Genomic DNA, 25958 nt, shown 5'->3' with positions numbered 1-25958 from the left:
TTTTATTAGGTTTATTTTATGGCGGAAGTAGAACAGCAGCCCACTTCGGCACCTAGCTCTCCTAAGAAGAAGCGTCGCATTTTGCGTAGCTTCTTGCTGACGATATTGATCATATTGTTATTGTTGGCTTCTTCGTTGATCATTATGATGTCAACAGATCGCGGAAGTCGTTTTTTATTAGATCGGGTTTTAGAAGCTCAGAAAATAATTAAATATGAATATGAAGGCGGCAACTTACTGCGGGGCATTATTCTCAAAAATGTGTTGGTGCAATTAAAGGAAGTTGATGTCTCATTAGATCGAGCTGATGTAGGCTTAGGATGGCGCTCTTTATTATTAGAAAAAGAAGTGCATTTAAGCCATGCGGATGTACGTAATCTACGCATCATTGATAAAATGCCATCCTCAGATGAGCCCTTCCAATTTAAACCAATTAAATTACCTTTTGTCTTGCGGGTAGATGAAGGGGATGTTGATCATTTAGAGATTAAACTAGCAACCTCAGATATAAGTTTTCATGACGTTCATTTGCAAGATGCACTTTGGTCAGAAACCAAACTAGAGTTTGAAAAATCCAGTATGGATATGGGTTATCTCTCAGTTCATAACGCGACAGGGAAAATGGATTTTAGTGGTAAATATCCATTAAATGCTACGGCGGATTTAAGAATCCCATCTTTAAACAGTTTAAATATTCAAAATATTAAAGTTGCAGCTCGCGGAAGTTTAGATACTTTAAAAGCTGGTGTAGCAACAACTACTCCTGATCTATTGACGGGTTGGGTTGTACTGCATCCTGTTCGCGATGAAGTTCCAATGCGGGGAGAATTACTGCTAAAAAACTATCACTTACCTTTGCTAGAAGAGCAGAAACTCTTTGCAAAAAATGGTGTGATCAAGTTTCAAGGTGATATTAAACAACTTAATTTGGCACTTGATACAGATTTAAAAGGTGAAAATTTACCTGAAGGTCAGTACAACGCTTTAATGAATACTGATTTGGTTGATCAGCTTAATATTACTAATTTTAACGGCCAAGTTATGAAAGGTGCCGTTAACCTTAAAGGTCTGGTGAATTGGAAAGATCATGTTACTTGGGATATTAAAGGCCGTTTAGATCACATTAATCCTAAAGACAAAGCGATTCCTCAGGTGGTTCAAGACTTTTTACCGCCAAGTTTAGATGCGGCTGTTGCCTCAACTGGGTCTTTGGAAAAAGGTACAGAAGTATTTGCTAACATTGACTTTGACCGTTATGAGTCGTGGAAACTCAAACTTAATCAGGCTCCAGAAAAGAATAATAAACCTCAGCCGATGCTCATGAATGTAGCTTGGACGAAAATAGACCGCGCAATGCCTTATATTGGATGGTTAAGCAGTGATAAGGGGCAAGTCGATTTAACATTACGTGACGGTCAGCAAGATATTAAAGTTGCAACAAAAGTATATCAGCATGAAAAAACTTTATTGCCAGCAGGACAATATCTAGCCAATTTGAATGTTAAAGATAATATCTTAAATGTTCCTAATTTTAGTTTCACTGCTGAAAAAGGTAGCTTAACGGGTCAGGCTAAAGTTTTATTACCTACTGAAAAACGTCAGCTCGCTTGGAATGCTTTGTTAAATGCAAAAGATTTTAATCCACAAAGTATTCAGGCAGCAGCGCCAGTTAATTTGTTAAATGGTTCAATTAAGGCAAATGGTTTTGCTAAACCAAATCAGCAAATTATCCAATTTGAGAAAATTGATTTAACGGGTCGATTGGCTCAAGCAGGTCAAGAAACTGTAAGTTTAGGTGGAAAAAGTACTGCTGCATTATTATTTCATGATGTGAAAGCTGGTGGCGGGTTTAAAGGCTTTGCAGTTAATTATGACGGGTCTTTAAAAGCCTTAAAACAAGCAAATGGTTTGTTGAAGTTTTCTATAGCGGGCACACCGGATTTTATTCGAATTAGCCAATTACAACACGATGGTGTGGCTGGGAAAATCTATGCTACTGGTTCTGTAAATTTAAAAGACCGTATCGCATGGGATATTCATAGTTCATTGGTACGCTTTAAACCTCAATATTTTGCCTCAACTGTTAAAGGTGAAATTTCAGGGAATCTGAAAACTCAAGGGGTTTGGTCTGATCACTTGAAGCGAATTAATATTCAGCAATTGAATCTCGCAGGCTTTTTAAATAATAAACCTGTTCGAGGTAAAGGTAATCTATCTCTATTGATGGATTCCAATCAAAATGGCTTTTTACCTCAGCAGTTTGAAGCAAACAACTTATTTTTAGTGTATGGGCAGAACCAGTTACAAGCTACGGGCAATGCACAAAATCTAAAAATTAAGCTGAATGCACCAGCACTCTACGAGTTATATCCAGGGCTGCGTGGTCGAGCTTATGGTGATCTGAATGTTCAATCACAACCACGTTTAAAAGCAACAGCAAATATTGCAGTAGATAATTTTGCTTTTAATACACTAGTCAGCGTAAAGAGATTGAGTATTCAAGGTGAGCTTCCAACTTCGGAAACAACACCGACTCAATTAACTGCAAAATTAGATAATTTGCGTAGTGGAAATAGACAAATTCAGTCTGCTGAAGTGAATTTAACAGGAACAAGAAAAGCGCATTTATTGAAAGTACTCGGCAATAATAGTATTTCTAAATTCTATGTTCAGTTAGCTGGCGGTTTTAACCAAAATAATGATTGGTTAGGACAAATCCAAAAAGGAAGTTTTGATTCAAGACGTATCCGTCTGGCACAAAATCAAAATGCTCCAGTAATTTTTTCTTCTGCTAAGTCTGAGCTATATGTGGGTCAACATTGCTGGCAAAGTACTAACAGTCAACTCTGTTTCGATCAGCCGGTACGAGTGAGTAAAGCACGAGGTAATGTTTCCTTTGTAACTCAGAACATGGATTTAAGCGACTTCGCGGCATTTATGCCAGAAGGTTTGGCAATGACTGGACAATTAAATGGCTATGCCAAGGCATCATGGGTAAATGGTGGTAATCCAAAACTTGATGCACGTTTAATTACGCGTAAAGGTGAAATAGGTTTAGCCGCTGAAGATCCGCAAGATCCTGCAACTACTCTGGCTTATGATGAGTTGGGTGTGATTGCAAAAAGTGTATCAGAAGGGCTGTTATTCCGAGTTGATGTTAAAACACCTGATATTGGTACGGGTTATGCGAACGTTATTGTTAATCCATTCCAGTCATCAATGCCAATGCATGGTGAGGTGGCTTTTAATGATGTTCAATTAAAAGTCTTAAAACCATTTATCCAAGATGTCCGTTCGATGAGTGGTACCTTAGCCTTGGCAGGTAAAATCAACGGTACGTTAACTCAACCTCAGTTTACTGGTGAAATGCGTCTGAAAAATGGTGCAATCAGTATGATTTCTTTGCCAGTTAATTTAACCAATGTTCAGGTTTACTCATCAATTCGTCAAGATATGGCAACAATTGATGGAGCATTTAACAGTGGACAAGGTGTGGGTTTACTTAAAGGTAGTTTTGAATGGAAAGATGCACCACGCCTTCAATTAAATCTGAAAGGTGATAATTTATTGGTGCGTCAAGCTCCATTAATTACCGCGATTGCCAACCCGAACCTGACACTTGATATGTATCCTTTTGATAAGCGATTAAGTTTAAAAGGATCCGTAGATGTTCCTCGCGCACGTATTTCAATGCCAGAAACAACTGCACCAATTATTAATACCTCATCAGATGTTCGTATCGTACGCCAAGGTCAAGACCCACTTGCAATTTTACGGGCTGCTAAACCTTGGGATATTCGAGCTGATATTTCTGTTAATATTGGAAAACAAGTGATATTCCAAGGCTTTAACAGTAATATTCCATTGGTTGGCCGTCTAAACTTAAGCCAACGTGGCTTTGAGACGGCAATGAGGGCTAACGGCGCGATTGGTGTTAGCCAAAAAGTGAAAATTGAAGCTTATGGACAAAGTCTAGACTTGAACCGAGCAATTGCCCGTTTTAATGGACCATTGGCAAACCCGACTTTAGATATCGATGCGAATAAAAATGTTCAAGGTAGTATGGTTGGTGTTCGTGTGACAGGTACGGCGACATCACCAAACATTCAGGTTTATAACGATGCAGGTCTATCTGAACAAGAAGCATTAAATGCGCTTGTTACTGGACGTATTAATGAAGGTTCGAGTGGCTTGAGTAATGCAGAGGGCTTTAAATCTGATGTAAACAACACCATTGCGGCTGCAGGTATTAGTATGGGCTTAGGTGGTACACGTGCTTTAACGAATCAGATTGGACGTACGTTTGGTTTGAGCGGCCTTGCTTTAGATGCACAGGGTACAGGTGATGATACGCAAGTGAGTTTAACCGGTTATATCACACCAGATCTGTTTATTCGTTATGGTGTCGGAGTGTTTACGCCAGTAAATAAACTCACTTTACGTTATCAAATGAATCGACGTTTATATCTAGAAGCGAGTCAGTCTTTAGAAAGAGCAATCGACCTTTTCTATAACTGGCGTTTTTAGTGGTTGGAAATTAAGTATTAAAAGTACGTTAGTATCGGAAGTGCCTTAATGGGTTTCAATACGACTCATAAATAAAAAGCTCACCTCAAGTGGGCTTTTTATTTGATAACACCCTTATAAGACTTAAAAATTTGAATATTTATTATATACACGATCCATTCTCCTTTACGTCCGCAAACCTTGATCAGGCTTATGATTAAAGAAAATTCACTTGAAAATTGCTGTTTTATAAATTAGTTTTCAGAATTATCAAACGAAATTAAATTAATAATACCTTATTGATAAGTGCAAATAAGGTAATTTTTCAAGGATATACTAGTGAAAATAGATACTTGTGTTGAAATTAAATATAGCAAGGAAAGCGATACAAATATTAAGTATCGTGAGCTAATTCAAAAGTTAACAGCAACATTGTCATTGACGCTTTTATCATTGGGATGGGGCTCCGCCGTAAATGCCGCACAACAACAAATTGCTTTAGTCGGAACATGGACATCAATTCCTGATGCACCACTTGTGCAAAAACCAAAACAAGCCAGTGAAGGTTTGTATCAGCTTCAAGTAAATAGCGATGGAACTTTAACTCCAGTTAAGGTGTTGAAAATGAAAAGTCCTTCTTGGATTGTGAAGTCGAAAGATGGACGTTTTGCATATACCACTAATGAAGAAAATGAAGGAGCGGTGACTGCATTATCAATTCAAAATGGAAAGGTGGAAGTGTTGAACACTGTGGATAGTCATGGTGGGCACCCAACACATGCATCAATCAGTTTAGACGGTAAATTCCTGTTTGTATCGAACTATTCGGCATTTGATAAAGGTCGTGGTGGTGTGGCTGTTTTACCAATTTTACCAAATGGCCATTTAGGTGAAAAAGTACAAAATATCGTTTTTAACGAAGGTTCTGGTCACATCAAAGGTCGTCAGGACAGTGGTCATGCACATTCAACAACCTTCAGCCCAGACGGTAAGTATCTATATGCTAGCGATCTTGGAAATGACAAAATCTACACCTTCCGTTATAACCCTAACAAGCCTCAACCACTCGAAGCGGATAGTACTCGAGATGTGACTTTTACCCATGGTTCTGGCCCGCGCCATATGGTCTTTTCACCAAATGGCAAACAAGCGTACGTTACCGCAGAAATGCGAAGTGAAATTGTGACATTTAACATGCAAGATGGTCATTTGAAAAAAGTGGCTGAGCTGAAACTGATCCATGAGGACAAAACACCTGAATTTAAGAGCGCGAGTGGTATTATTCTTAGTCCAAATGGTAAATATGTGATTGCTGCCAATCGGGGGGCGGACAATAAACTCTTGGTATTTAAAATCCAACAGAATGGGTTGCTTGGTAAACCAGTAGTTTATGAAGCCAATGGTATTGAACCACGCGCGTTCTCATTCGATGCATCTGGTAAATATCTATATGTGACCAATGTTTTTAGTAATAACATTAGTTTATTCCGTTTTGACGCAAAAAATGGCACCTTAAAACCAGCTGGCGATGCAGCAAAAATATCAACACCTACGGATATTAAGTTCTTTAATTAATCCGAATCATGAAACTGGCATTTCTAATGCCTAAAATAAAAGACCGAGGTTGTGCTATCTCGGTTTTTTTATAGCAGTTTTTGCAAAAATGATGATTTTCCGTATGATATGAACAGCAATAATTAGTGTAGTGAAGTGATGAAAAAGATTTTATTGATTGCAGTGAGTTTGTTCTTTGTCGGTTGTTCAGAAAAGAAGCCGTTAACACCAGAAGAGCAGTGGCACGGCTTTTGTACTAGCGTAGGAAATGCAGCTAGAAGTATTGTTTTTGATCGTCAACAAGCTATTGAAAAAACTCAGGCTATCGAGCATGCAAATAAGATTGAAGATAAGATAACTAAAAAATTCATTCTTAATATTATTGAGAAAGTTTACGCAATTCCAAAAGAAGAACTGACAAAAGATTCTCAAGCAATTCAAGAAAAAGTTAGAAAACAAATGATGGATGAATGTTTGGCAACACCGCATGACAAAATGCCAAAATATAAATCTTTCTAATTGAAGATTAGATTATTGAATTTCTATCCAACTAAAGCTCTTTTTGCTTAAAAATAGTTCAAATCAGCCCAATATGCTCATTATTTATACACAGGTATTTAGATACAAAATAATGGGCATCACGGAGAAACACCCCGCGCTCATTAACTTTTACCTTGAACTCTAGTAAACTTTTGTAGTCCATATTACTTGTGAAGCTTTTAAGAAAGCTGGAATTTGCAAGTAATTTTTCAAAAAAAGAGGAATGAACACCGTGCTAGAAGCTTACCGCCAACACGTTGAAGAACGTGCCGCACTCGGAGTCCCACCGAAGCCACTTGATGACGCTCAAACAGCTCAGCTTGTTGAATTACTAAAAAATCCACCAGCAGGCGAAGAAGCGTTCTTGGTTGATTTGCTTGAAAACCGTGTTCCTGCAGGTGTTGACCAAGCAGCTTACGTAAAGGCAGCGTTCTTGGCAGCGATTGCAAAAGGCGAAGCAACTTCACCACTCGTTTCTAAAGAACGTGCAGTTTACTTACTCGGTACTATGTTAGGTGGTTATAACGTAGCACCACTTGTTGAGCTTCTTGACAATGCTGAACTCGCAGGCTTAGCTGCTGAAGCATTAAAGAAAACTCTTCTTGTATTTGATGCATTCCATGACGTAGCAGATAAAGCAAAAGCTGGTAATGAAGCTGCTAAAGCTGTTTTACAATCTTGGGCTGAAGCAGAATGGTTCACTAGCCGTCCTGATGTTCCAGAAGAAATCAAAATCACTGTGTTCAAAGTAACTGGTGAAACAAACACTGATGACTTGTCTCCAGCTCAAGATGCTTGGAGCCGTCCAGACATTCCATTACACGCAAATGCGATGTTGAAAAACGAGCGTGATGGTATCAACCCTGAAAAACCAGGTGAAGTTGGTCCATTAAGCCAAATTAAAGAACTTATCGCGAAAGGCAATCAAGTTGCTTACGTAGGTGACGTTGTTGGTACGGGTTCAAGCCGTAAGTCTGCAACTAACTCTGTTCTTTGGTTCTTTGGTGATGAACTTCCACACATTCCAAACAAAAAAGATGGTGGTGTGTGCTTAGGTTCTAAGATCGCTCCAATTTTCTTTAACACTATGGAAGATGCAGGTGCATTACCTGTAGAAATCGATGTTGCTAACATGAACATGGGCGACGAAATAGTATTGAAGATTGACCATGCTGCTGCAAAAGTAACTGCTTTTAAAGATGGCGTACAAATCTCTGAAGCAGAACTTAAAACTCCTGTACTTTTAGACGAAGTACGTGCTGGTGGTCGTATTAACTTGATCATTGGTCGTGGTTTAACTGCTAAAGCACGTGAAGAATTAGGTCTTGCACCGTCTACATTGTTCCGTACCCCAGTACAACCTGCTGACACTGGCAAAGGCTTCACACAAGCTCAAAAAATGGTTGGCCGCGCATGTGGTTTACCAGAAGGCCAAGGTATCCGTCCAGGAACTTACTGTGAACCTAAAATGACAACTGTTGGTTCTCAAGATACAACAGGTCCAATGACTCGTGATGAGTTAAAAGACTTAGCGTGCTTGGGCTTCTCAGCTGACTTAGTGATGCAGTCTTTCTGTCACACTGCTGCGTATCCAAAACCAGTTGACGTAACAACTCACCATACATTACCTGATTTCATCATGAACCGTGGTGGTGTATCTCTACGTCCAGGTGACGGTATTATCCACTCTTGGTTAAACCGTATGTTACTTCCAGATACAGTAGGTACTGGTGGTGACTCACATACTCGTTTCCCAATCGGTATTTCATTCCCAGCGGGTTCAGGTCTTGTTGCGTTCGCAGCAGCAACTGGTGTTATGCCACTTGATATGCCTGAGTCTGTACTTGTTAAGTTTAAAGGTAAAATGCAACCTGGTATCACTTTACGTGACCTTGTACATGCAATTCCTTACTATGCAATTCAAGCGGGTGATTTAACTGTAGAGAAGAAAGGTAAGAAAAACATCTTCTCTGGTCGTATCCTTGAGATCGATTTATCAGAAATGGAAAATGACTTGACTGTTGAACAAGCATTCGAACTTTCTGATGCGTCAGCTGAACGTTCTGCTGCAGGCTGTTCAATCACACTTTCTGAAGAGAAAGTTGCTGAATACCTACGTTCTAACATCACTATGTTGAAGTGGATGATTGCAGAAGGTTATGGCGATGCACGTACACTTGCTCGTCGTGCTGAAAACATGCAGAAGTGGTTAGATAACCCAAGCTTGTTAAAAGCGGATGCGGATGCTGAATACTTAAAAGTTTACGAAATCGATCTAGCTGACATCAAAGAACCAATTCTTTGCTGCCCGAACGATCCAGATGACGCGAAACTTCTTTCTGATGTTCAAGGCGACAAGATTGATGAAGTATTCATCGGTTCTTGTATGACGAACATCGGTCACTTCCGTGCAGCTGGTCAATTACTTGACAAAGTACCTGGTGGTTCATTGTCTACTCGTTTATGGTTGGCTCCACCAACTCGTATGGACGAGCACCAATTAATGGAAGAAGGCTTGTACAACATCTATGGTCGTGCTGGTGCGCGTACAGAGATGCCAGGCTGTTCATTGTGTATGGGTAACCAAGCACGCGTAGCTCCGAACACAACATGTGTATCGACTTCTACTCGTAACTTCCCGAACCGTTTAGGTCAAGGTGCAAATGTTTACTTAGCGTCTGCTGAGCTTGCCTCTGTAGCTGCGGTTCTTGGTAAATTACCAAGCCCAGAAGAATATCAACAGTATGCGTCACAAATTGACAGCGCATCTGCTGACATTTACAAATACTTAAACTTCGACAAGATGAGCGAATATACTAAAGAAGCTGATCAAGTTGATACTAAGAAAATCCAAGCTGCTCAATTGACTTAATTTGTTGATTTAGCTAAAAATAAGGGCTGATTAATCAGCCCTTATTTTTTATAATGAAAAGCATTTTAAATATAGAAAAAAATATTTTTGAATTAGAAAATATTTTGAATAAAAAACAAAAAATTGAAGAGTTGGAAAGCTCAATTCAGCAATTATTCTCCATAATATTAAAAGATTATCCTTATCTAAAATTACCGACGTTTTCAATAATTCCAACAAGGGCTCTAGAGTTTATGGTTTGGTATCAAGACCCAAATGCCATTACTGAAACCTTATTAATTAAGCAAAATAGTTTTACTGCCTATATATGGAGATGTGATGATGAAAAATGGTATTTAGATGATTTATATTCTGAACCACGCGAAATCGCCTCTAAATTAATCAAAAATATACCTGTCTTTTATTCAATTCCTGAGAATCCTAAAGAGGTGAAGCATTTACTTGAAATTGGAATAATGCATTTTAACGAGATTTTATTTCCCATTTTTTCAAACAGAACGTTAGAGGACAGTAGAGAAGTATTGACATGGGATGATCACTTTTTATTAGTAGGTACCCAATTGACCAATCTTAAACTTTATAGTCATGAAGAGTGGAATGCCTTAATCGATAGAGAGAATTCTTATTTAAATTAAAATTAGGCAAAAGATTTTTAAGATTAAGAGATATCTATACTGATGGTAATATTATTTATACATTGGCATTTAAATTTAGAGAAACATTCCTATTAACATAAGAATGTTCCTCCATATTTATAAAATCACCAATACCCCAACACTTTCCACCAAAGTCCGCCAATCACCACAAAAATAATGATATTAACCACGCTCATGACAAAGCCAGCTTTCCACCATTCACCAAGTATGGTGTAGCCCGAGCCGTACATAACAGGGGAAGTGCCAGTCGCATAATGGGTTAATGTCATCATAATGCTAGAAGCTGCTGCCATCATTAAAACAAAGAGCATGGGCGGTGCACCAAGTGCAATTCCTGCCGTATAAAAGGCTGCAAACATTGCAGTAATATGTGCCTTTGTACTAGCAAATATATAATGTGCATACAAATAAGTAACCAAACAAAAATAGTTATGATTTAAGGAGTGATTTCTTGGATAAAAATCAATCTTTTTATTCTATTATTATGGTTAAAAAGTTAACAGGTTCTTTTTTTTATTAAAAAATAACAAATAGATCAAATTTTATTTAATGAAAATGTAAAAATAAATATTACTCTAGATATTAAAACGTTTTTTGCTTTAAAATAATTGAACGAACTTAATAATAATTAAAAAAAATATGAGTATTTTATATAGGGAATTTAAGAATGTTAAAGACAATTGTTGAATTTAAATTTGATGATTATCAAGTATATGATCAAAAATCTTATGCTAATGAAGGCGGTATTTTAGTTCAAAAAACTGAAGATATTGCGCAATATATTTTTAGTATATTAAAGAATAGATATCATTTAAATATAGAACTATATAGTGAAAAATGGGGGTGGCAAATTGAGATTCCACTACCTGAAATAACAATGTATCTTGGCATCAGCGTTTATGAAGAATATAGCAATGGATTCGCAATTTTTATTTCTCCAAATACTCCAATTTTAAGAAAATTTCTATTTAGAAAGCTTGATATTACTCATCATATTATGGTGCTGCAAAACTATATAAATATTATTTTAAAATCACATCCCGGCATCTACGATGTGATGTGGTGGGAAGAAAATGAATTCCGGTGTGTAGCTGCGGATTGATGCACGAAGTAAAGTTTAAGCCTTAAATATGGATGTAAGTAAAAGCAAAAATTGTTAGAGACTATATTGGTGAATACAGACTAAGCGCTTACTATAACTACAATATCAAGTGGTCAGAGCCATATGCAAAATTCAGCTTTGAAGGGATTGCGTAAGTTTTTCTATAATAATCTTCATAACCATGACTATGAAACTACGGTAAGTATATGCATTAACTATTTTTTAGTTGTTTTAATTATTGGTAATGTCGCTGCGGTCTTATTAGAAACAGTAAATGATCTGTACACAAGTTATCGTATTTGGTTTGACTACTTTGAAAATATTTCAATCGCAATTTTTAGTATCGAATATTTATTAAGATTGTGGAGTATTGCTGATCGGGATACGACACAGCCCTCATGGAAAACCCGCTTGAACTGGATGAAAAGCGGTGAAGCTATAATTGATTTAATGGCAATTTTACCGGCTTACCTAAATTTCTTTGTACGAATCGACCTTCGTATGCTTAGAATCTTACGTTTACTTCGCTTATTAAAATTAACACGCTATTTCATCTCGCTACAGATACTGTTAAGCGTGATTAAACGTGAGAAAGGATCTTTTCAAGCCGTTATCTTTATTTTAATTATCATGATTATTATGACTGCTTCTGGAATTTACGTAGTTGAAAATAAAGCTCAGCCAGAAGCTTTTAGTTCAATACCTAAATCTATGTGGTGGGCAGTGGTTACTTTAACTACAGTGGGTTATGGTGATGTCACTCCGGTAACTAGCCTAGGAAAGTTATTAGGGGCGCTTATTACTATTTTGGGTGTGGGTATTGCGGCTTTACCAGCCGGTATTTTGGCATCTGGGCTCGCAAATGAGCTTAATCAACGTAATCAAAGATTAGAGCAAGAGTTTCGTGAGTTACTTCAAGCACGAGGCATAGATATTTTACATGATGAACTTGAAATAGAGCGGGTCCGTCAAAAAGTAGGATTGCCAAAAGAGCAGGCGCATAACCTGATTATTCAAATTATGCGTGAAAAAGTATTAGAGGAAGAAGAATCAGCTCGAGAGAAAAAATGTTATTGCCCACACTGTGGTGGAAAGCTAACTGATTAGAAAAATAAGTTAGCTTCACTCTTAATTAAGCTTTTTTGCTGGCTTTTTCTACTGCAAATGCAATAAGTAAAATGATAAGACCGCCGAGACTTAAAACAAAACCCACCCAGATTGGGGCGATCCAACCCATTTGATGACTGAGCACCCAACCTCCTAAAAATGCACCTAAGGCATTGGCCATATTAAAGGCAGAGTGGTTGAGTGATGCTGCTAAAGTTTGAGCATCGCCCGCTACATCCATTAGACGAGTCTGTAATGCTCCACCTAATCCCATTACCGTGAGACCAATTAAGAATAAAGAGGCAATAGCAGTATAGATATTACTCATTAAGAAGCTAGCAACCACAAAAGCGATAGCTGAGCTAATTAATACGCCTACTATAGTTTTGTTGAGGTTCTTATCTGCAAGCCATCCTGCCGTTAGACCTCCAATAACCATACCAACACCCCAAATAGCCAAGGCGATAGGAACGATTTGGATATTAACTTGTGTATATTCAGTCAAAATTGGGGAAACGTAGCTATAAACAGAAAACATGCCACCAAAACCGATGGCGCCTACTGCTAGTGTCAACCACATATTGATATTTTTAAGGCCAGCTAATTCTGTTTTTATACTGGCAGTAGCTTGGACTGGAATATTAGGTACAAAGAAACCAACAGCAATTAAAGTAACAAAAGCAATGGTGGCCGAAAATTCAAAACCTGCTCTCCAACCAAAGTTTTGACCTAACCAAGTTGCTAGAGGAACACCAATTACAGTTGCGACAGTAAGTCCCATCATCATTTGAGCAACAGCAGAAGCTCTTCTTGATGGACCCGCTAGTTCAGCTGCAACTAACGCACCGACTCCAAAATATGCTCCGTGTGGTAAACCAGCGATAAAACGTGAGATTAAGACAGTTTCAGGAGTATGAGCCAAAGCGGTACAAGCATTAGCAATTCCATAAAAAAGCATTAAGCCAAGTAATAAAGTTTTTCTAGGTACTTTGGCTCCAAGAATAGCGATAATAGGAGCACCAATAACTACTCCTAATGCGTAGGCACTAATAAAGTGGCCAGCTTCAGGTACTGTAATATGTAAATTATTTGCAATTTCCTGAATAAGTCCCATTGCGACAAATTCAGTGGTTCCAATACAAAAACCACCCACAGCGAGTGAGAAAATTGCTAAAAAGAGAGAATAATGTTGATGTGTAGAAAGAGGGGATTGCGGGGACGCCATAATAAGTTAAGGGAAGACACAAAAAAGAGAAGTATAAGGGAAAAGTGAACAGAATAATAAAAAACTAAAATATTGAGAGAATGATTACATATTCGGATAAAGTAAATTTAAATTTTATATGGAATAATTCATCGAAAAACTTTTAAAAATTATATATGATTAGCGCGTAATACTTTAGGCATTACAACAAGTTGTATAAATATCCAAAAAATAGAGATGCTAAAACGTGAGAAAATTATTTATTACCTGCCTTATAGGTATGGCTATGTTATCTATGTCTGGTTGCGCAGTATTTATGGCAGGTAATCAACCAAGTAAAAAAAATTTAAATGTTCTAAATCCAGGCAGCTCTCGTAATTATGTGATTGCCGAGTTTGGTGCGCCTGTACTTTCAGAATACCGTGATGGAACACGTGTTGAGATCTATACTTTTCAGCAAGGGTATTCAAAGTGGGTGAAAGTTGGCAGAGCGTTTGGTCATGGTGTAGCAGATGTGGCTTCAATCGGCCTTTGGGAGGTTTTTGGGACTCCAACAGAAGCATATTTTAATGGTAAAGAAACCTCATACGAAGTATCTTACGGACCAGATGATTTAGTGAAAAGCTATAAGCTAATTGATTTCGAACAGACATTTCCAAAAGTGAAGCAGCAATAAAATCAAATTAAATAAGAAAAGACCTACGGGTCTTTTTGTGTATAAAATCAAACCTATTAATGATAATAAGAATTATTTTTATTTGTGTATACTGTATGCGCTTATACTTTGTCTGAAATTATTTAACTTTGTGTACAACAGGATTTTGTAATAATGAATAGATTTCTAATAACGTCACTTGCATTGATATGTACAACAGGGTTCGCTCACGAACCATATGTAGCACCTATAGCTTATAAAACCGAACAAACCCAAGTGCCCATAATTGCTGGTTATGCTGAAGAAGCATTAAATAGTGAATATGCTTTAAAGGACGCAAAACTTACCGTAATCACACCTAAAAATGAGGTTAAAACTGTCAACTCAGAAGCTTTGCATAAGTCTGTAAGTGTGTTTGATGTAGATCTACCTGAAGAAGGTACATATATTGTTCAAACTCAAGCGAGTTATCCTTTAAAATATGTATATGCCCAAAAAGCTTGGCATTTATTTTTTGATTTGCCAACTGACAAAGCTCCCCCTAAAGCAGAACGTGAATATTTGATTCCGACTGATTTTAAAACAAAGACAATTAAAACAGAGCAAGTAACACGTGAGTGGATATTGCAGAGTTATCTTTCTAAAGGAAAAGTTTCAAATATTCAACTTCCAAATACACCGATTAAAGTTAATTTCTCTGTACACCCAAACCAGATTAAAGCTGCTCAACCTGTTAAATTAGCTATCACCGAAAAAGGACAACCTTTAGCTTATGCGGAAGTTAATTTAAGAGAAAAGGGTGCAACTGACAAACAGGTTCAGCAGTTTAAGGCAGAGAACAACGGTCAGGTTGAGCTTGCATTTCCAAAAGCTGGAGAATATCTAGTAGAAGTAACCACTCCTTTAAATTTGAAATTAAAACCTAAAGATCAGAGCTATACAATTATTAGTTTAAATGTATTATCACAGTAGCTTTTAATGTTTTAAAAAAATAGACCTTTATAAGGTCTATTTTAGTTTTTCATACTTTTTTAACGACTTAAAAAAAATTCATAAAATCGTGTTAATTTTCCTACTTTTTTGAAGATACCAAAATTCATCGTAAATAAAAATAGTGAAATAAAATTCATGTTGAGACAAACTAACTAATTTTGTGTTAAAGTGAATAAAATTCATTAATAAAGATTTGTCGAAAGTTTTATGGAAAAGTAAAGATGAGCTTTATCCATTTGTAGATAAATCTCTTTTTTAGGCTTGGCCCATGTTAGAAATTCGTCACCTTAAAACTTTAGTTGCTTTACGTGAGCATGGTTCATTAGTTTCGGCAGCTAACGATCTTTGTTTAACACCATCTGCAATTTCCCATCAATTAAAAGAATTAGATCATTGGTATGGGGTAGAAGTGGTTAATCGTCGAAGCAGGCCTGTTAGCTTTTCTAATGTTGGACAGCGGTTACTCAAGTTAGCTGATGATGTTTTGCCACAAATTCAGATTACTCACAGTGATATCACACGTATTGTTCATGGGCAGACAGGTAGAATTATTTTTTCATCGGAATGTCATAGTTGTTTTGACTGGTTAATGCCTTTGTTAAATCAGTATCGCCAGCAATATCCAGATGTTGATTTAGATTTTGCCTCAGGTTTTGAGGCCAATCCGCATGAACTTTTACAAAATGCAGAATTTGATTTATTGATTACAGCTGACCCAATTGCTTTAAAAGGAATTGAGTATTTTCCAATTTTTGAATATGAATCACGTTTAGTCTTATCAAATACTCATCCTTTGGTGCGGGCTGAAAATATTACAGTTCAAGACTTGGCCGAAGAAGTTTTAATTACTTATCCAGTTGATAAACATCGTTTAGATATTATGTCTAAACTTTTTATTCCTGCGAATATTCAGCCTAAGCAAATACGAACAACAGATTTAACCCAAATGCTTATTCAACTTGTTGCAAGTGGACGAGGTATTGCCGCTTTACCAGATTGGGTCGTAAATGAATATGAACAAAAGGGATGGGTCACAAGTCGTCGTTTAGATTGTGTTTCTCCTACAGGTTTAAGAAGAACTTTATATGCAGGTTATCGAACTGAAGAAAAAGAGAAAAGTTATTTTGAAGGCTTTCTAAAGCAGTTGGAAAAGTTCTCTTTAAAACGAAACGCCTATTATTCCGGCTAAAACAGTTAATTTAGCCTAAGTATTTAAAAAGGTGCTTAATTGCACCTTTTTATTTCGACTTCTTATTTACCAATGAATAAAGAGAGTAAACCTGCTGCAATCAGAGGACCGACTGGTACACCTCGGAGTAAAGCAACACCAGCGACCGTACCAATGAGTAAACCTGCAACCACATCGGGTTGGCTCGACATTAGTTTTACGCCACGACCACCTAACCAAGCGACTAATAAGCCAATTGCGATAGCCACCAGTGATTTAGCACTAATAAATGATTTTAAAATACTCTCGCCGCTGAGCTTACCACTGGCAATTGGAGTAAGTACACCAATTGTTAAAATAAGAATTCCTAAATTAAGACCGTGAGCCTGAATATAGGGAAAAAACTCATTTAATGGCGTAATTTTAACGACAATGAGCACACCTGCTGCAATCGTTACAGCTGCATTTTGACTTAATAAGCCGCAAATCAGCAGGACGAGTAAAACAACTAAATTCACATCAAATTGGGCAAGCATGGGGAGTGCGGAGGAAGTAAATAAATGGAATTGTATAATATTTAAGAGTATTGATGTGAACGCTTTAAAAGATATAGCTGTTTTTAAATCTTATTTTTGATAAAAAATCATTGTATATCTATAAATGATAAAGATTTTTAATTTCTGGTTACGCTTGGAAACAATGTTATATAAATTAACAAGTTAAAAAAATTAGTTTCTTAAAGTTGTGATATAAAAATAGTCATTACTCATGAGTACAGGATAATTTTATGGATATTATAGATATTAAGATCAAAGATCAGTTTGACCAGATTCATGATGCAAAAGCGCAACTAAAGAAAAATTTAGTGGAACATGAAAATGAGCCTTTAAAGCTGAGCCAACGTATTGAGCATATTATTGTTGATAATGAAATTATTTTGCCTACCACTGAATTATTGTTTGAAAGTGAACAAAACGAAAATATTTATCGAGTAGTGGAAGAGTAAGAGAGCGCCTTAAATCAAATAGATGAAAACAGTAGAGAGTAGTGTTTAGTAAAAAATAGAAACTACGTTAAAATAACAGCTTAGTTCTAATGAGAAAACTTCATGCTGCTGGAAAAAATTTTACAATCACAAGGGTTTGGTTCACGTAAATATTGTCAGCAGTTAATAAAAAATGGATCTGTAAGTATTGATGGAGAGGTTGTAAGTGATCTTAAAAAACAATTCTCTCCTGAAAATTTAGAATTTTCTCTTTTTGGGGAAACTTATCAATATCGAGAAAAAGTTTACCTCGCTTTAAAAAAACCAAAAGGTTTTGAATGTTCACATCAGCCTCACCATCATCAAAGTGTATTTAGTCTCTTACCGGAAATCATGATTCAACGTGGCGTGCAAGCCATTGGCCGTCTAGATCAAGATACCACAGGCTTACTTTTACTTACCGATGATGGTAAATATCTTCAAGCTTTAACCCATCCTCGTAAACATGTCCCAAAGGTTTATCATGTTACGACTATAGATCCAGTCACACCTGAGCAAATTGAAATATTGAGTCAAGGCGTAAGTTTGCATCAAGAAAAAGGTGTGTTTGCTGCAACGGATGTAGAGATATTAGCAACTCATCAATTAACTATGACAATTCATCAAGGTGTTTATCATCAAGTAAAAAGAATGATTGCAGCTGTAGGAAATAAAGTAGAAGCATTGCATCGCCATCAAGTAGGACAATTGGTTTTACCTGAACTTGAAGATGGAGAATGGGTGTATTTATCTGACCAACAAAAACAGCTCGCTCAAAATATTATTTGAGGAAACAATGAAAAGTTTGGAACTCACTATCTCGAATGAATCCCATTTGTTCATATAAACGATGAGATTCATGGTTGTTACTTTGGGTTTCTAAACTAATCCGCAATGCATTTTCTTGTTTTGCAAATAAGATTGCTGTATCGATGAGCTGTTTAGCTGAACCTTGACGACGGAAAACGGGTGTAACATAGACATCATCTAAGATATAGTAAGTTGAACAAGCAACTGAAGAAAAACCTAAATAGAGTAAAATAAAACCCGTAATTTTATCGTCTTTAATATGAATAAAGAACACACTTTCTCTATTCTCAAAACGTTGTTTAAGGAAGTGAAGAGATTCATTAAAATTAGAAGAGGCCCCATAAAACTGGCGGTATTCATCAAATAAAACGGCGAGTTGCTCTAAATCTTCAAAAGTCGCTCGTCTAACGATCATTTGGCACTCCTTGTAACTTATCATTATGTTTTTACAAAGAGAGCATAACGAAAAAAAGAGCTTTTTGACGTTAAAACTTGTTTATAAATGCAACAGTGTTAAGTTTTGTCGCTTTCACCAAGAAGAGCATTCAGTTCTTCAAATAAATCTTCATGGTCATCATCTTCAGCTAAAGTCAAAGGGTTTTGGTTCAATAAAGATGCTTTTGCTTTTCTCAGCTTTAATAATTGTTCCATATTAATATTCTGATTTTCGATTGCAAAAGGAATAGATTTAGTGAGGACGACCTGTTTAAAAAAAAGTCGTACCGCTTGGGCTGGGGTAATTCCAAGTTGTTTAAAAACAGCAAAAGCCTGTTTTTTTTCTTGGGAGTCAAGTCGAACCTGATAAACTTCTGTTTTTCGCATGAATAACAAAACCAAATGATTTTTAATTTTTAGGAATTCATTTTAAACCATCGCAATGTAATTTCAATGTTTTTTGGCATAAAAAATAATCTTTTTGTCATTACGGTTGCATTACAATGTCAATTCAAACTTAGAATTAAAAGACATTCCCTCTTTTGTTAGAGGATCTATAAATGAAATATGCTTAGCTAAAAGTTGTAAGGGTTCCGAGAAATCATCTTCAGCTTTGTGCTGAACTATTGGATAAAATGGGTCATTTTTAATCGGGATGTCTAAGTAATTAAGATGTACGCGAAGTTGATGCTGTTTCCCAGTTGTTGGGGTTAAGCGATATTTTGCCCAAATCTGATTGTGTTCGATCAGCTCGATATAAGTCTGAGTATTGGCTTTAGCATTTTCTATAACCTGCATAGTATAAAAAGGATGACCTTTATCTAAATGCAAATGTAAGGTTTGAGGAAAATTTAAATCTTTTTTATAAGGTGCAACAGCGTGATAAATTTTAGTAACTTGGCGCTCTGCGAATAATTGTTGGTAAAGACCGCGTGACTCAACTCGCTTGCAAAATAAAACCACGCCAGCAGTTTCACGGTCTAAACGATGAATAGGGGTTAAAAATTCATTCCCTGTTTGTTTTTTTAGACGAACTAAAAGTGTTTCTTGAACATATTGTCCAGTCGGGCTAATTGTTAAAAAATGTGGTTTATCGACCACTAGTAAATCATCATTCTCAAATAAAATCCGATGTTCAAATGGAACATGCGGTTCATAGGCAAGAAAGCGATAATAAAAAATATGGGTGTTGCTTACATAGGGACTAGTTAAAGTTAATTTATCCCCATTTGCTGCATATACAAGCCCGTCTTGAAATCTTTGTTTCCACTCATCTGTTCTAATATGTGCAAAGTGACCACATAGATACTCATAAATCGTTTGAGTATCTTTTTGCGGAGGAAGATAGACTTGGCTTGCACTTACTCCATCAATCATGGGGGGAAGAAATTCGTTCGGACTAGACATAAGAAAGTATGAATATTTAAGAAAATTGATATAAAAAAAGCCAACTTCTAGGGCTTAAGTAGGCTTTTAAGGCAGGGCAATGTTATCATATCGATTATTTCGAATCATGTTATGTGTGCTATGTCGTATTCATTGAAATTGGTCTTAAATCATGAAGAAGATACTGAGCGTTTAGCTCAAGTTTTGGCGCAGCATGTTCAGTCGGGTGTAATTTATTTAATTGGGGACTTGGGCGCGGGTAAAACCACACTTACGCGCTATTTCTTACAGGCTTTAGGTCACAAAGGCTCTGTTAAAAGCCCAACTTATACACTCGTTGAGCCATATAAAATTAATGATAAAGAAATTTTTCATTTTGACTTGTATCGCTTGAATGATCCGTACGAACTTGAATTAATGGGAATCCGTGACTATTTAGATATCACTGATGCTTTATTTCTATTTGAATGGCCCTCTAAAGGTGGTGATGAAATTCCGCAAGCGGATATCATCATTGACATTCAAAAGTCAGATGATGAGTTGAGCCGGTTCGTAACATTAACTCTACCAACAGAAAATTTATACCAGACTTTGCAGGAACAGCTTCATGACTGATGAAAAGCTAACAAAACGTCGTATCCATACATTAGACGCAGCGTTAGCGAACCAGATTGCAGCGGGTGAGGTAATTGAGCGTCCTTCTTCTGTGGTCAAAGAATTATTAGAAAACTCTATCGATGCCGGCGCGACTGAACTGATTGTACGAATTGCACAAGGTGGTTCGACTTTAATCGAAATCATTGATAATGGGCACGGTATTCATCCGGATGATTTGGCGCTTGCTGTCATGCGTCATGCCACAAGTAAGATTAAAACCGCTGAAGATTTACATGCGATTGTGAGTTTGGGATTCCGTGGAGAAGCCCTAGCTTCGATTGCTGCTGTCTCAAGATTGACTTTAACCAGTAGTCAAGATGAAAGTGGTATTGGTCACCAGGTTGAAGTAAACGGTACAGCATTTGATCATCAAGAGGTACAAGCTGTTGCAGCACAAAAAGGTACCCATATTCGAGTTCAGGACTTATTTTTTAATGTTCCTGCACGTCGTAAATTCTTAAAAAAACCAACCACTGAATTTGGTCATATTGAAGAAATCGTTCGCCGTCTAGCCCTAACACATTTCGATATACGCTTTGTGCTTGAACATAATGATAATATTAGAATTAATTTACCTATAGCAGATAGCGGAGAACTGCGTTTTCAGCGAGTTCAGCAGTTATTAGGTTCGCAATTCGTACAAAATGCATATTGGATGGATGCCGAAAGTATTAGCATGCGTTTATCAGGTTGGCTTGGTCATCCTTCAGATGCACGTGCACAGGCCGACATGCAATATGTCTATGTGAATGGCCGTATTGTCAAAGATAAAACAATTTCACATGCACTACGCATGGCCTATGATGGTATTTTGCATGGTCATCAACATTCATCTTATTTACTTTTCTTAGAAGTTGATCCTGAAAATATCGATGTCAATGTCCATCCGACTAAACATGAAATTCGCTTTTTAAATCAAAGAGAAGTACATGAGTTTGTAAGGCATTATGCAAAAGAAACTCTAGCGCAATTTCAGACAGCGAGTGCTGATCTAGCTCAAGCGATGAAAACGGATGAAAGCTCAGATTACTCGGTACAACCGCAGCCTAAATATCAAGAACAATTTTCATTGCATCGAGCAAATGAAACTTTAAATCCAGCTCATAAAGAACGAACTCATGCTGTACCAACAGAGTTGTTAACCGATTTTAACGCTAGCCGTCCGCAAGCAGTTCAGTATGCAGATCAAATACCCAAATATAATGGTTCTGCTCAATTAAATAATGCTTTAAAAACTTATTTAGCGCCTCTGCGTGATCAACCTGCAAGTTTCTCGGTAAATGAAGATATAGAGCCAGTTGCTAAAGTAGATGAGTTTCCATTAGGGATCGCAATTGCTCAACTACATGGAATTTATATTTTAGCCCAAAATACCGAAGGGCTTGTTATTGTTGATATGCATGCGGCCCATGAGCGTATTTTATTACAGCAAATGAAAAGTGCTTGGGATAAACCGGAATTTTGGACATCTCAGCAATTGCTTATACCTAAAGTGATTTCCATTAGTCGTATGCAAGCTGTTAGGGTCGAGGAATTAAAACCTCAGCTTGAGCGCCTAGGTTTGGAAATTGATTTATACGGTGATGAGCAGGTTATTGTTCGTGGTGTGCCAGCCATTTTGCAAAAAGCTGATTTTGAAAATCTTATTCCAGAACTTTTAAACGATTTAGATCCGAATGATGAAGCACAAGGATTACTTCAAAAAAGAGATGAGTTACTCGCTGGAATGGCATGTCATGGGGCAGTGCGTGCACATCGACAACTCAGTCTTTCAGAAATGAATGCTTTACTTCGTCAAATGGAACAAACCGAATTTGCGAGCCAATGTAACCATGGGCGGCCAACTTGGCGTGCATTTCCATTATCTCAACTAGATAAATTATTTGCTCGAGGAGAGTAGTTTTACATGTCAAATCAATTGCCCGTCATCAATTTAATGGGACCAACTGCGAGCGGGAAAACCGCTTTGGCATGTGAATTATATGAGCGTGGAAATTTTGAACTAATTTCTGTTGATTCCGCACTCGTCTATAAAGATATGGATATCGGTACTGCTAAGCCAACACGTGAAGAACAATCGCTCTATCCTCATCACCTCATTGATATTATTACTCCTTTAGAAGTCTATTCAGCTGCTCAATTTGTCGAAGATGCCTGTAAATTAATTGATGACATGCATTCGCGTGGGAAAACTCCTATTTTAGTAGGAGGGACAATGCTGTATTTCAAGGCATTATTAGAGGGCTTGTCTGGTAATTTGCCAAGCGCAGATGCAGAAATTCGAGCTGCAATTGAAGAGAAAGCTCTAAATCAAGGATGGCAGGCAGTTTATGATGAGTTAGTTTCTGTAGACCCAGCTGCAGCTATAAAGTTTAATGTGACTGATAAGCAACGGATTATTCGGGCTTTAGAGGTTTATAAAATAACGGGCGAACCAATTACTAAATTACAGGCAGAACAACCAAAAAACGTACCATATCGATACATATTTCATAACTATGCTTTGCTTCCAGATCGGGTAGAATTACATCAACGCATTGAGCAAAGATTAAGCAAAATGTGGGATATCGGTTTTTTGAGTGAAGTTGAAGCTCTAATTGAAAAATACGATTTAGATGAAAATTTACCCTCAATGCGTTCAGTGGGTTATCGACAAGCACTAGAATTTTTATTAAAAAGTGACTTAAGTCTCAAAAGTAAACGTGAAATGGAGGATAAAGCTTTATTTGCAACACGACAACTTGCCAAACGTCAATATACGTGGTTACGTTCTTTGCAAGAAATACACGATTTTAAAACTTACTTGACGATAAAGCAGGCGAAAGAAGACTTGCGAAACTCTTATGGATAAAGCAAAATTTGCACACTGTCTTTTTATAATTTTTAGTTGAAAAATAAAGATAGTTTTTTTGCGCTGATTTAAAAATTTTTTTTTGGAGTTAAAAATGTCTAAAGGTCAAACTTTACAAGATCCGTTCTTAAATTCTCTCCGTAAAGAACGTATCCCTGTTTCTATTTTCCTTGTGAACGGTATTAAATTACAGGGTCATATTGAATCTTTTGACCAATATGTTGTTTTATTAAAAAATACTGTAAGTCAAATGGTTTACAAACACGCGATTTCAACTGTTGTTCCTGCACGTAACCCACGTCCAGCAGGCGCTCAAGGTACAGGCTTCCCAGCACAAGGTGGCACTCAAGGCGGTTTTGGTGGTCAAGGTAGTGGCTTCGGCGGTGCTCAAGGCGGCGGCTTCGGCGGCGCTCAAGGTGGCTTCGGCGGTGCGCAAGGCGGCTTCGGTGGTCAAGGCGGCTTCGGTGGTCAAGGTGGCGGCTTCGGTGGTCAAGGTGGCTTCGGTGGTCAAGGTGGCTTCGGTGGCCAAGGCGGTTTCGGCGGTCATCAAGGTGGTTTTGACAACGATACTAAATTTGAAGATGGTCAAGACGACGAAAATAATCGTTAATTGAAATCTAAAAAAGAAACCAGTCAGATAATGACTGGTTTTTTTATGTGTATTTAAAAGTTGCTTCCAAATATTTAACTGGTCATGGGTAAGGATTTGAACATGATAGCTAATATATTTAAATAAATAGGGCTTAACAAATGATATTAATATTAGCTGCTGCTTTAAGCAGTGTCTTGGTGTCTATCCTATTAAAAAATTTAAAGAGAAAAGGTTATCAACCCTTACAAATGATTGCATGGAATTATGCAAGCGCAAGTCTGCTTTGTTTTTTGTGGTTTCAGCCTGATATTCAACATGTTTCAATACAACATACGCCTTGGTGGCTAATTATTGCCTTAGGGATAATTTTACCTAGTATTTTTTTATGTCTTACTAAATCATTAGAATATGCCGGAATTGTTAAGACAGAACTTGCCCAACGACTTTCGGTTGTTCTCTCTTTACTTGCAGCATATTTCTTTTTTCATGAGCAATTTAATGCATTAAAACTATGGGGAATAGGCCTAGGAATTTTTGCGGTCTTACTTGTCTTATTTGGGCAAATGAATTCTTTCTCAAATCATCAATCTCGAAAAGCGATATTTGCTCTATTAAGTGTATGGTGTGGTTATGCAGCAGTAGACATTCTCTTAAAATATACAAGTAGTCTAGGACTTCAGTTTACACTTACTTTAAATCTTATTTTTATTACTGCTTTTATATTATCGATTTCATATTTACTCGTACAGAAAAATCAAAAGTGGCAATTTAAAAGTACGCTAGCTGGATTAGTATTAGGTGTACTTAATTTTTTGAATATTGCTTTATATGTAAAGGCTCATATTCTTTTAAAAGATTCACCTGCAATTGTTTTTGCAAGCATGAATATTCTTGTGGTGTTATTGGGGATTGTCAGTGGAGTGATCTTATATAAAGAAAAATTAAAATGGCCTACTATTTTGGGGATTCTTTTAGGAATAAGTGGGGTAATTTGTTTGGCAAGTGCGATGGCTTCATAGTTCAAGAGAGTCGAATCTCTTGAACTATTGAGATCTTTATAAGTATGTGAAAATCACTTCATCTGGCAAACGTGATTTAGGAAGTTTGGCATTAAAGTCACTTTCACTACGATAGCCTAGTGAAACAATCACAGAGCTTCTTAAGCCTTTTTCAGTTAATCCGAGCTCAGTATTTAAAACTTCTTCATCAAAGCCACCCATTGGAGTTGCGTCAATGCCTTCTAACCCGGCAGCAAACAGCAACTGTCCTAAAGCAATGAATGTTTGGTTTTCCATCCATCCATATAAATTTTTCTGTTCATTTCGATAGAATTCAACATAGCCATGGCGAGTATCTTTTTGGCCGAGCTTTGCTTTTTCATCTTTAAAACGACCACTTAAATCATCTTGTTCAAGTAATTGATTTAAATATTCAGATGAAATATCTGTTTTTGTGCAGAAAACAATTGTATGTGATGACTCAAGCACTTTGGGTGCATTGTAAGCATATTTGCCTGTTAAGGCTTTCGCGATACGTTCTTTAGCAGCGCGATTATCTGCAACTACGAAATGCCAAGGCTGAATATTTACTGAAGAGGGAGTGAAACGTAATATTTCTAATAATTTATTAAGTTTTTCTTGAGGAATTTTTTTCTCAGGATCGTACGCTTTGGTAGTGTAGCGACTTTTAACCGTATTTAATAAATCCATACTTTACTCCATATCAATCTTATTACAATGGAAGGGGGCTAATCTTTGGCATCATACGCGATTTTAGAGAAAAACCTCTGCATTTTAATGTGCTAAGGAAATATAATACTTATATAAAATTTTTACTAATTTTTTGA

At 37.0% G+C, this 25958-nt stretch carries 23 protein-coding genes and 1 pseudogene; 17 read left to right on the top strand and 7 right to left on the bottom strand.

The features are described 5' to 3' along the window. The first annotated feature begins 18 nt into the window (after positions 1-18). The 5 genes from KTI78_RS04970 to KTI78_RS04950 all read left to right on the top strand — a co-directional run bounded on the left by KTI78_RS04970 (position 19) and on the right by KTI78_RS04950 (position 10107). Positions 19-4527, top strand: coding sequence for a translocation/assembly module TamB domain-containing protein (locus KTI78_RS04970; protein ID WP_262445393.1), 4509 nt, complete (start codon positions 19-21; stop codon positions 4525-4527). Positions 4528-4845: 318 nt separating this feature from the next. Further along, a complete protein-coding gene (locus KTI78_RS04965) occupies positions 4846-6081 on the top strand; it encodes a lactonase family protein (protein ID WP_262445392.1) in 1236 nt (411 codons plus the stop codon). A 135-nt stretch (positions 6082-6216) separates the two neighbouring features. Further along, a complete protein-coding gene (locus KTI78_RS04960) occupies positions 6217-6579 on the top strand; it encodes a hypothetical protein (RefSeq protein WP_262445390.1) in 363 nt (120 codons plus the stop codon). A gap of 253 nt (positions 6580-6832) precedes the next feature. Next, positions 6833-9472, top strand: a complete 2640-nt coding sequence (locus tag KTI78_RS04955; RefSeq protein ID WP_262445389.1) for a bifunctional aconitate hydratase 2/2-methylisocitrate dehydratase — start codon at positions 6833-6835, stop codon at positions 9470-9472. A gap of 53 nt (positions 9473-9525) precedes the next feature. After that, a complete protein-coding gene (locus KTI78_RS04950; RefSeq protein ID WP_262445387.1) occupies positions 9526-10107 on the top strand; it encodes a hypothetical protein in 582 nt (193 codons plus the stop codon). 125 nt (positions 10108-10232) lie between these two features. Here KTI78_RS04950 and KTI78_RS04945 read toward each other — a convergent pair. Continuing rightward, positions 10233-10547, bottom strand: a pseudogene (locus KTI78_RS04945) (anion permease); the annotation flags it as partial. Positions 10548-10795: 248 nt separating this feature from the next. Between KTI78_RS04945 and KTI78_RS04940 the strand changes: the two are divergent. Next, positions 10796-11230: a hypothetical protein gene (locus KTI78_RS04940; protein ID WP_262445385.1), complete on the top strand. Its 435-nt coding sequence runs from the start codon at positions 10796-10798 to the stop codon at positions 11228-11230. A gap of 123 nt (positions 11231-11353) precedes the next feature. Further along, entirely contained in the window at positions 11354-12337 is a 984-nt protein-coding gene (locus tag KTI78_RS04935) for an ion transporter (RefSeq protein WP_262445384.1), read from the top strand. Between the two features lie 25 nt (positions 12338-12362). Here KTI78_RS04935 and KTI78_RS04930 read toward each other — a convergent pair whose 3' ends face one another. After that, entirely contained in the window at positions 12363-13562 is a 1200-nt protein-coding gene (locus KTI78_RS04930; RefSeq protein WP_262445382.1) for an MFS transporter, read from the bottom strand. A gap of 226 nt (positions 13563-13788) precedes the next feature. Here KTI78_RS04930 and KTI78_RS04925 point away from each other — a divergent pair, with 226 nt between their 5' ends. The 3 genes from KTI78_RS04925 to KTI78_RS04915 all read left to right on the top strand — a co-directional run bounded on the left by KTI78_RS04925 (position 13789) and on the right by KTI78_RS04915 (position 16378). Beyond that, positions 13789-14217, top strand: coding sequence for a hypothetical protein (locus KTI78_RS04925; protein WP_025470278.1), 429 nt, complete (start codon positions 13789-13791; stop codon positions 14215-14217). A gap of 153 nt (positions 14218-14370) precedes the next feature. Then, positions 14371-15168: a DUF4198 domain-containing protein gene (locus KTI78_RS04920; protein ID WP_262445381.1), complete on the top strand. Its 798-nt coding sequence runs from the start codon at positions 14371-14373 to the stop codon at positions 15166-15168. 289 nt (positions 15169-15457) lie between these two features. Beyond that, positions 15458-16378, top strand: a complete 921-nt coding sequence (locus KTI78_RS04915) for a LysR family transcriptional regulator (RefSeq protein ID WP_062848396.1) — start codon at positions 15458-15460, stop codon at positions 16376-16378. A 62-nt stretch (positions 16379-16440) separates the two neighbouring features. Here KTI78_RS04915 and KTI78_RS04910 read toward each other — a convergent pair whose 3' ends face one another. After that, positions 16441-16893 carry a DUF441 domain-containing protein gene (locus tag KTI78_RS04910; protein ID WP_262445380.1) on the bottom strand — a complete coding sequence of 151 codons (453 nt, stop codon included), beginning with the start codon at positions 16891-16893 and terminating at the stop codon, positions 16441-16443. A gap of 251 nt (positions 16894-17144) precedes the next feature. On the opposite strand from KTI78_RS04910, the gene KTI78_RS04905 reads away from it, so the two are divergent. Both KTI78_RS04905 and KTI78_RS04900 read left to right on the top strand, forming a co-directional pair. Next, complete coding sequence (locus tag KTI78_RS04905) at positions 17145-17363, top strand: hypothetical protein (protein WP_016140601.1); 219 nt, start codon at positions 17145-17147, stop codon at positions 17361-17363. A gap of 102 nt (positions 17364-17465) precedes the next feature. Next, on the top strand, positions 17466-18170 hold the full coding sequence (locus tag KTI78_RS04900; RefSeq protein ID WP_262445379.1) for a pseudouridine synthase: 705 nt from the start codon (positions 17466-17468) through the stop codon (positions 18168-18170). Here the strand turns inward: KTI78_RS04900 and KTI78_RS04895 are convergent. The 3 genes from KTI78_RS04895 to KTI78_RS04885 form a co-directional block, all read right to left on the bottom strand. Further along, the gene (locus tag KTI78_RS04895; RefSeq protein ID WP_002122286.1) at positions 18163-18606 is read right to left on the bottom strand and encodes a GNAT family N-acetyltransferase; all 444 of its coding nucleotides are present in this window, start codon (positions 18604-18606) and stop codon (positions 18163-18165) included. The two genes, KTI78_RS04900 and KTI78_RS04895, sit on opposite strands and share 8 nt — an antisense overlap. A 98-nt stretch (positions 18607-18704) precedes the next feature. Then, entirely contained in the window at positions 18705-19013 is a 309-nt protein-coding gene (locus KTI78_RS04890) for a type II toxin-antitoxin system RelB/DinJ family antitoxin (RefSeq protein ID WP_262445378.1), read from the bottom strand. Between the two features lie 111 nt (positions 19014-19124). Then, positions 19125-20033 carry a pseudouridine synthase gene (locus KTI78_RS04885; RefSeq protein ID WP_262445377.1) on the bottom strand — a complete coding sequence of 303 codons (909 nt, stop codon included), beginning with the start codon at positions 20031-20033 and terminating at the stop codon, positions 19125-19127. 120 nt (positions 20034-20153) lie between these two features. Between KTI78_RS04885 and tsaE the strand changes: the two genes are divergently transcribed. The 5 genes from tsaE (at position 20154) to KTI78_RS04860 (ending at position 25131) form a co-directional block, all read left to right on the top strand. After that, positions 20154-20627: a tRNA (adenosine(37)-N6)-threonylcarbamoyltransferase complex ATPase subunit type 1 TsaE gene (gene tsaE, locus KTI78_RS04880; RefSeq protein WP_262445376.1), complete on the top strand. Its 474-nt coding sequence runs from the start codon at positions 20154-20156 to the stop codon at positions 20625-20627. After that, the gene (gene mutL / locus KTI78_RS04875) at positions 20620-22569 is read left to right on the top strand and encodes a DNA mismatch repair endonuclease MutL (RefSeq protein ID WP_262445375.1); all 1950 of its coding nucleotides are present in this window, start codon (positions 20620-20622) and stop codon (positions 22567-22569) included. The genes tsaE and mutL overlap by 8 nt, the downstream gene beginning before the upstream one ends. A 6-nt stretch (positions 22570-22575) precedes the next feature. After that, entirely contained in the window at positions 22576-23520 is a 945-nt protein-coding gene (gene miaA, locus KTI78_RS04870) for a tRNA (adenosine(37)-N6)-dimethylallyltransferase MiaA (RefSeq protein WP_262445373.1), read from the top strand. Positions 23521-23614: 94 nt separating this feature from the next. Next, positions 23615-24130 (top strand): RNA chaperone Hfq, encoded by a 516-nt coding sequence (gene hfq / locus KTI78_RS04865; RefSeq protein ID WP_016140609.1) that lies wholly within the window; start codon positions 23615-23617, stop codon positions 24128-24130. A 140-nt stretch (positions 24131-24270) separates the two neighbouring features. Then, a complete protein-coding gene (locus KTI78_RS04860; protein WP_262445372.1) occupies positions 24271-25131 on the top strand; it encodes a DMT family transporter in 861 nt (286 codons plus the stop codon). Between the two features lie 36 nt (positions 25132-25167). On the opposite strand, the gene nfsB is transcribed toward KTI78_RS04860, so the two are convergent. Continuing rightward, positions 25168-25821, bottom strand: a complete 654-nt coding sequence (gene nfsB / locus KTI78_RS04855) for an oxygen-insensitive NAD(P)H nitroreductase (protein WP_262445370.1) — start codon at positions 25819-25821, stop codon at positions 25168-25170. Between the last annotated feature and the right edge of the window lie 137 nt (positions 25822-25958).

Source organism: Acinetobacter sp. WU_MDCI_Abxe161 (assembly GCF_025514355.1).
GTDB lineage: Bacteria > Pseudomonadota > Gammaproteobacteria > Pseudomonadales > Moraxellaceae > Acinetobacter > Acinetobacter pittii_E.
This window is presented reverse-complemented; position numbering and strand designations above follow the sequence as displayed.

Bases quoted from the DNA above. Each gene is read 5' to 3' on its own strand.
- KTI78_RS04950 (WP_262445387.1), top strand. From the start codon at position 9,526: ATGAAAAGCATTTTAAATATAGAAAAAAATATTTTTGAATTAGAAAAT.
- KTI78_RS04885 (WP_262445377.1), bottom strand. From the start codon at position 20,033: ATGTCTAGTCCGAACGAATTTCTTCCCCCCATGATTGATGGAGTAAGT.
- KTI78_RS04910 (WP_262445380.1), bottom strand. From the start codon at position 16,893: ATGCTTGCCCAATTTGATGTGAATTTAGTTGTTTTACTCGTCCTGCTG.
- nfsB (WP_262445370.1), bottom strand. From the start codon at position 25,821: ATGGATTTATTAAATACGGTTAAAAGTCGCTACACTACCAAAGCGTAC.
- mutL (WP_262445375.1), top strand. From the start codon at position 20,620: ATGACTGATGAAAAGCTAACAAAACGTCGTATCCATACATTAGACGCA.
- KTI78_RS04970 (WP_262445393.1), top strand. From the start codon at position 19: ATGGCGGAAGTAGAACAGCAGCCCACTTCGGCACCTAGCTCTCCTAAG.
- miaA (WP_262445373.1), top strand. From the start codon at position 22,576: ATGTCAAATCAATTGCCCGTCATCAATTTAATGGGACCAACTGCGAGC.
- KTI78_RS04895 (WP_002122286.1), bottom strand. From the start codon at position 18,606: ATGATCGTTAGACGAGCGACTTTTGAAGATTTAGAGCAACTCGCCGTT.
- KTI78_RS04940 (WP_262445385.1), top strand. From the start codon at position 10,796: ATGTTAAAGACAATTGTTGAATTTAAATTTGATGATTATCAAGTATAT.
- KTI78_RS04900 (WP_262445379.1), top strand. From the start codon at position 17,466: ATGCTGCTGGAAAAAATTTTACAATCACAAGGGTTTGGTTCACGTAAA.
- KTI78_RS04920 (WP_262445381.1), top strand. From the start codon at position 14,371: ATGAATAGATTTCTAATAACGTCACTTGCATTGATATGTACAACAGGG.
- KTI78_RS04860 (WP_262445372.1), top strand. From the start codon at position 24,271: ATGATATTAATATTAGCTGCTGCTTTAAGCAGTGTCTTGGTGTCTATC.
- KTI78_RS04890 (WP_262445378.1), bottom strand. From the start codon at position 19,013: ATGCGAAAAACAGAAGTTTATCAGGTTCGACTTGACTCCCAAGAAAAA.
- KTI78_RS04935 (WP_262445384.1), top strand. From the start codon at position 11,354: ATGCAAAATTCAGCTTTGAAGGGATTGCGTAAGTTTTTCTATAATAAT.
- KTI78_RS04905 (WP_016140601.1), top strand. From the start codon at position 17,145: ATGGATATTATAGATATTAAGATCAAAGATCAGTTTGACCAGATTCAT.
- KTI78_RS04915 (WP_062848396.1), top strand. From the start codon at position 15,458: ATGTTAGAAATTCGTCACCTTAAAACTTTAGTTGCTTTACGTGAGCAT.
- KTI78_RS04930 (WP_262445382.1), bottom strand. From the start codon at position 13,562: ATGGCGTCCCCGCAATCCCCTCTTTCTACACATCAACATTATTCTCTC.
- tsaE (WP_262445376.1), top strand. From the start codon at position 20,154: ATGTCGTATTCATTGAAATTGGTCTTAAATCATGAAGAAGATACTGAG.
- hfq (WP_016140609.1), top strand. From the start codon at position 23,615: ATGTCTAAAGGTCAAACTTTACAAGATCCGTTCTTAAATTCTCTCCGT.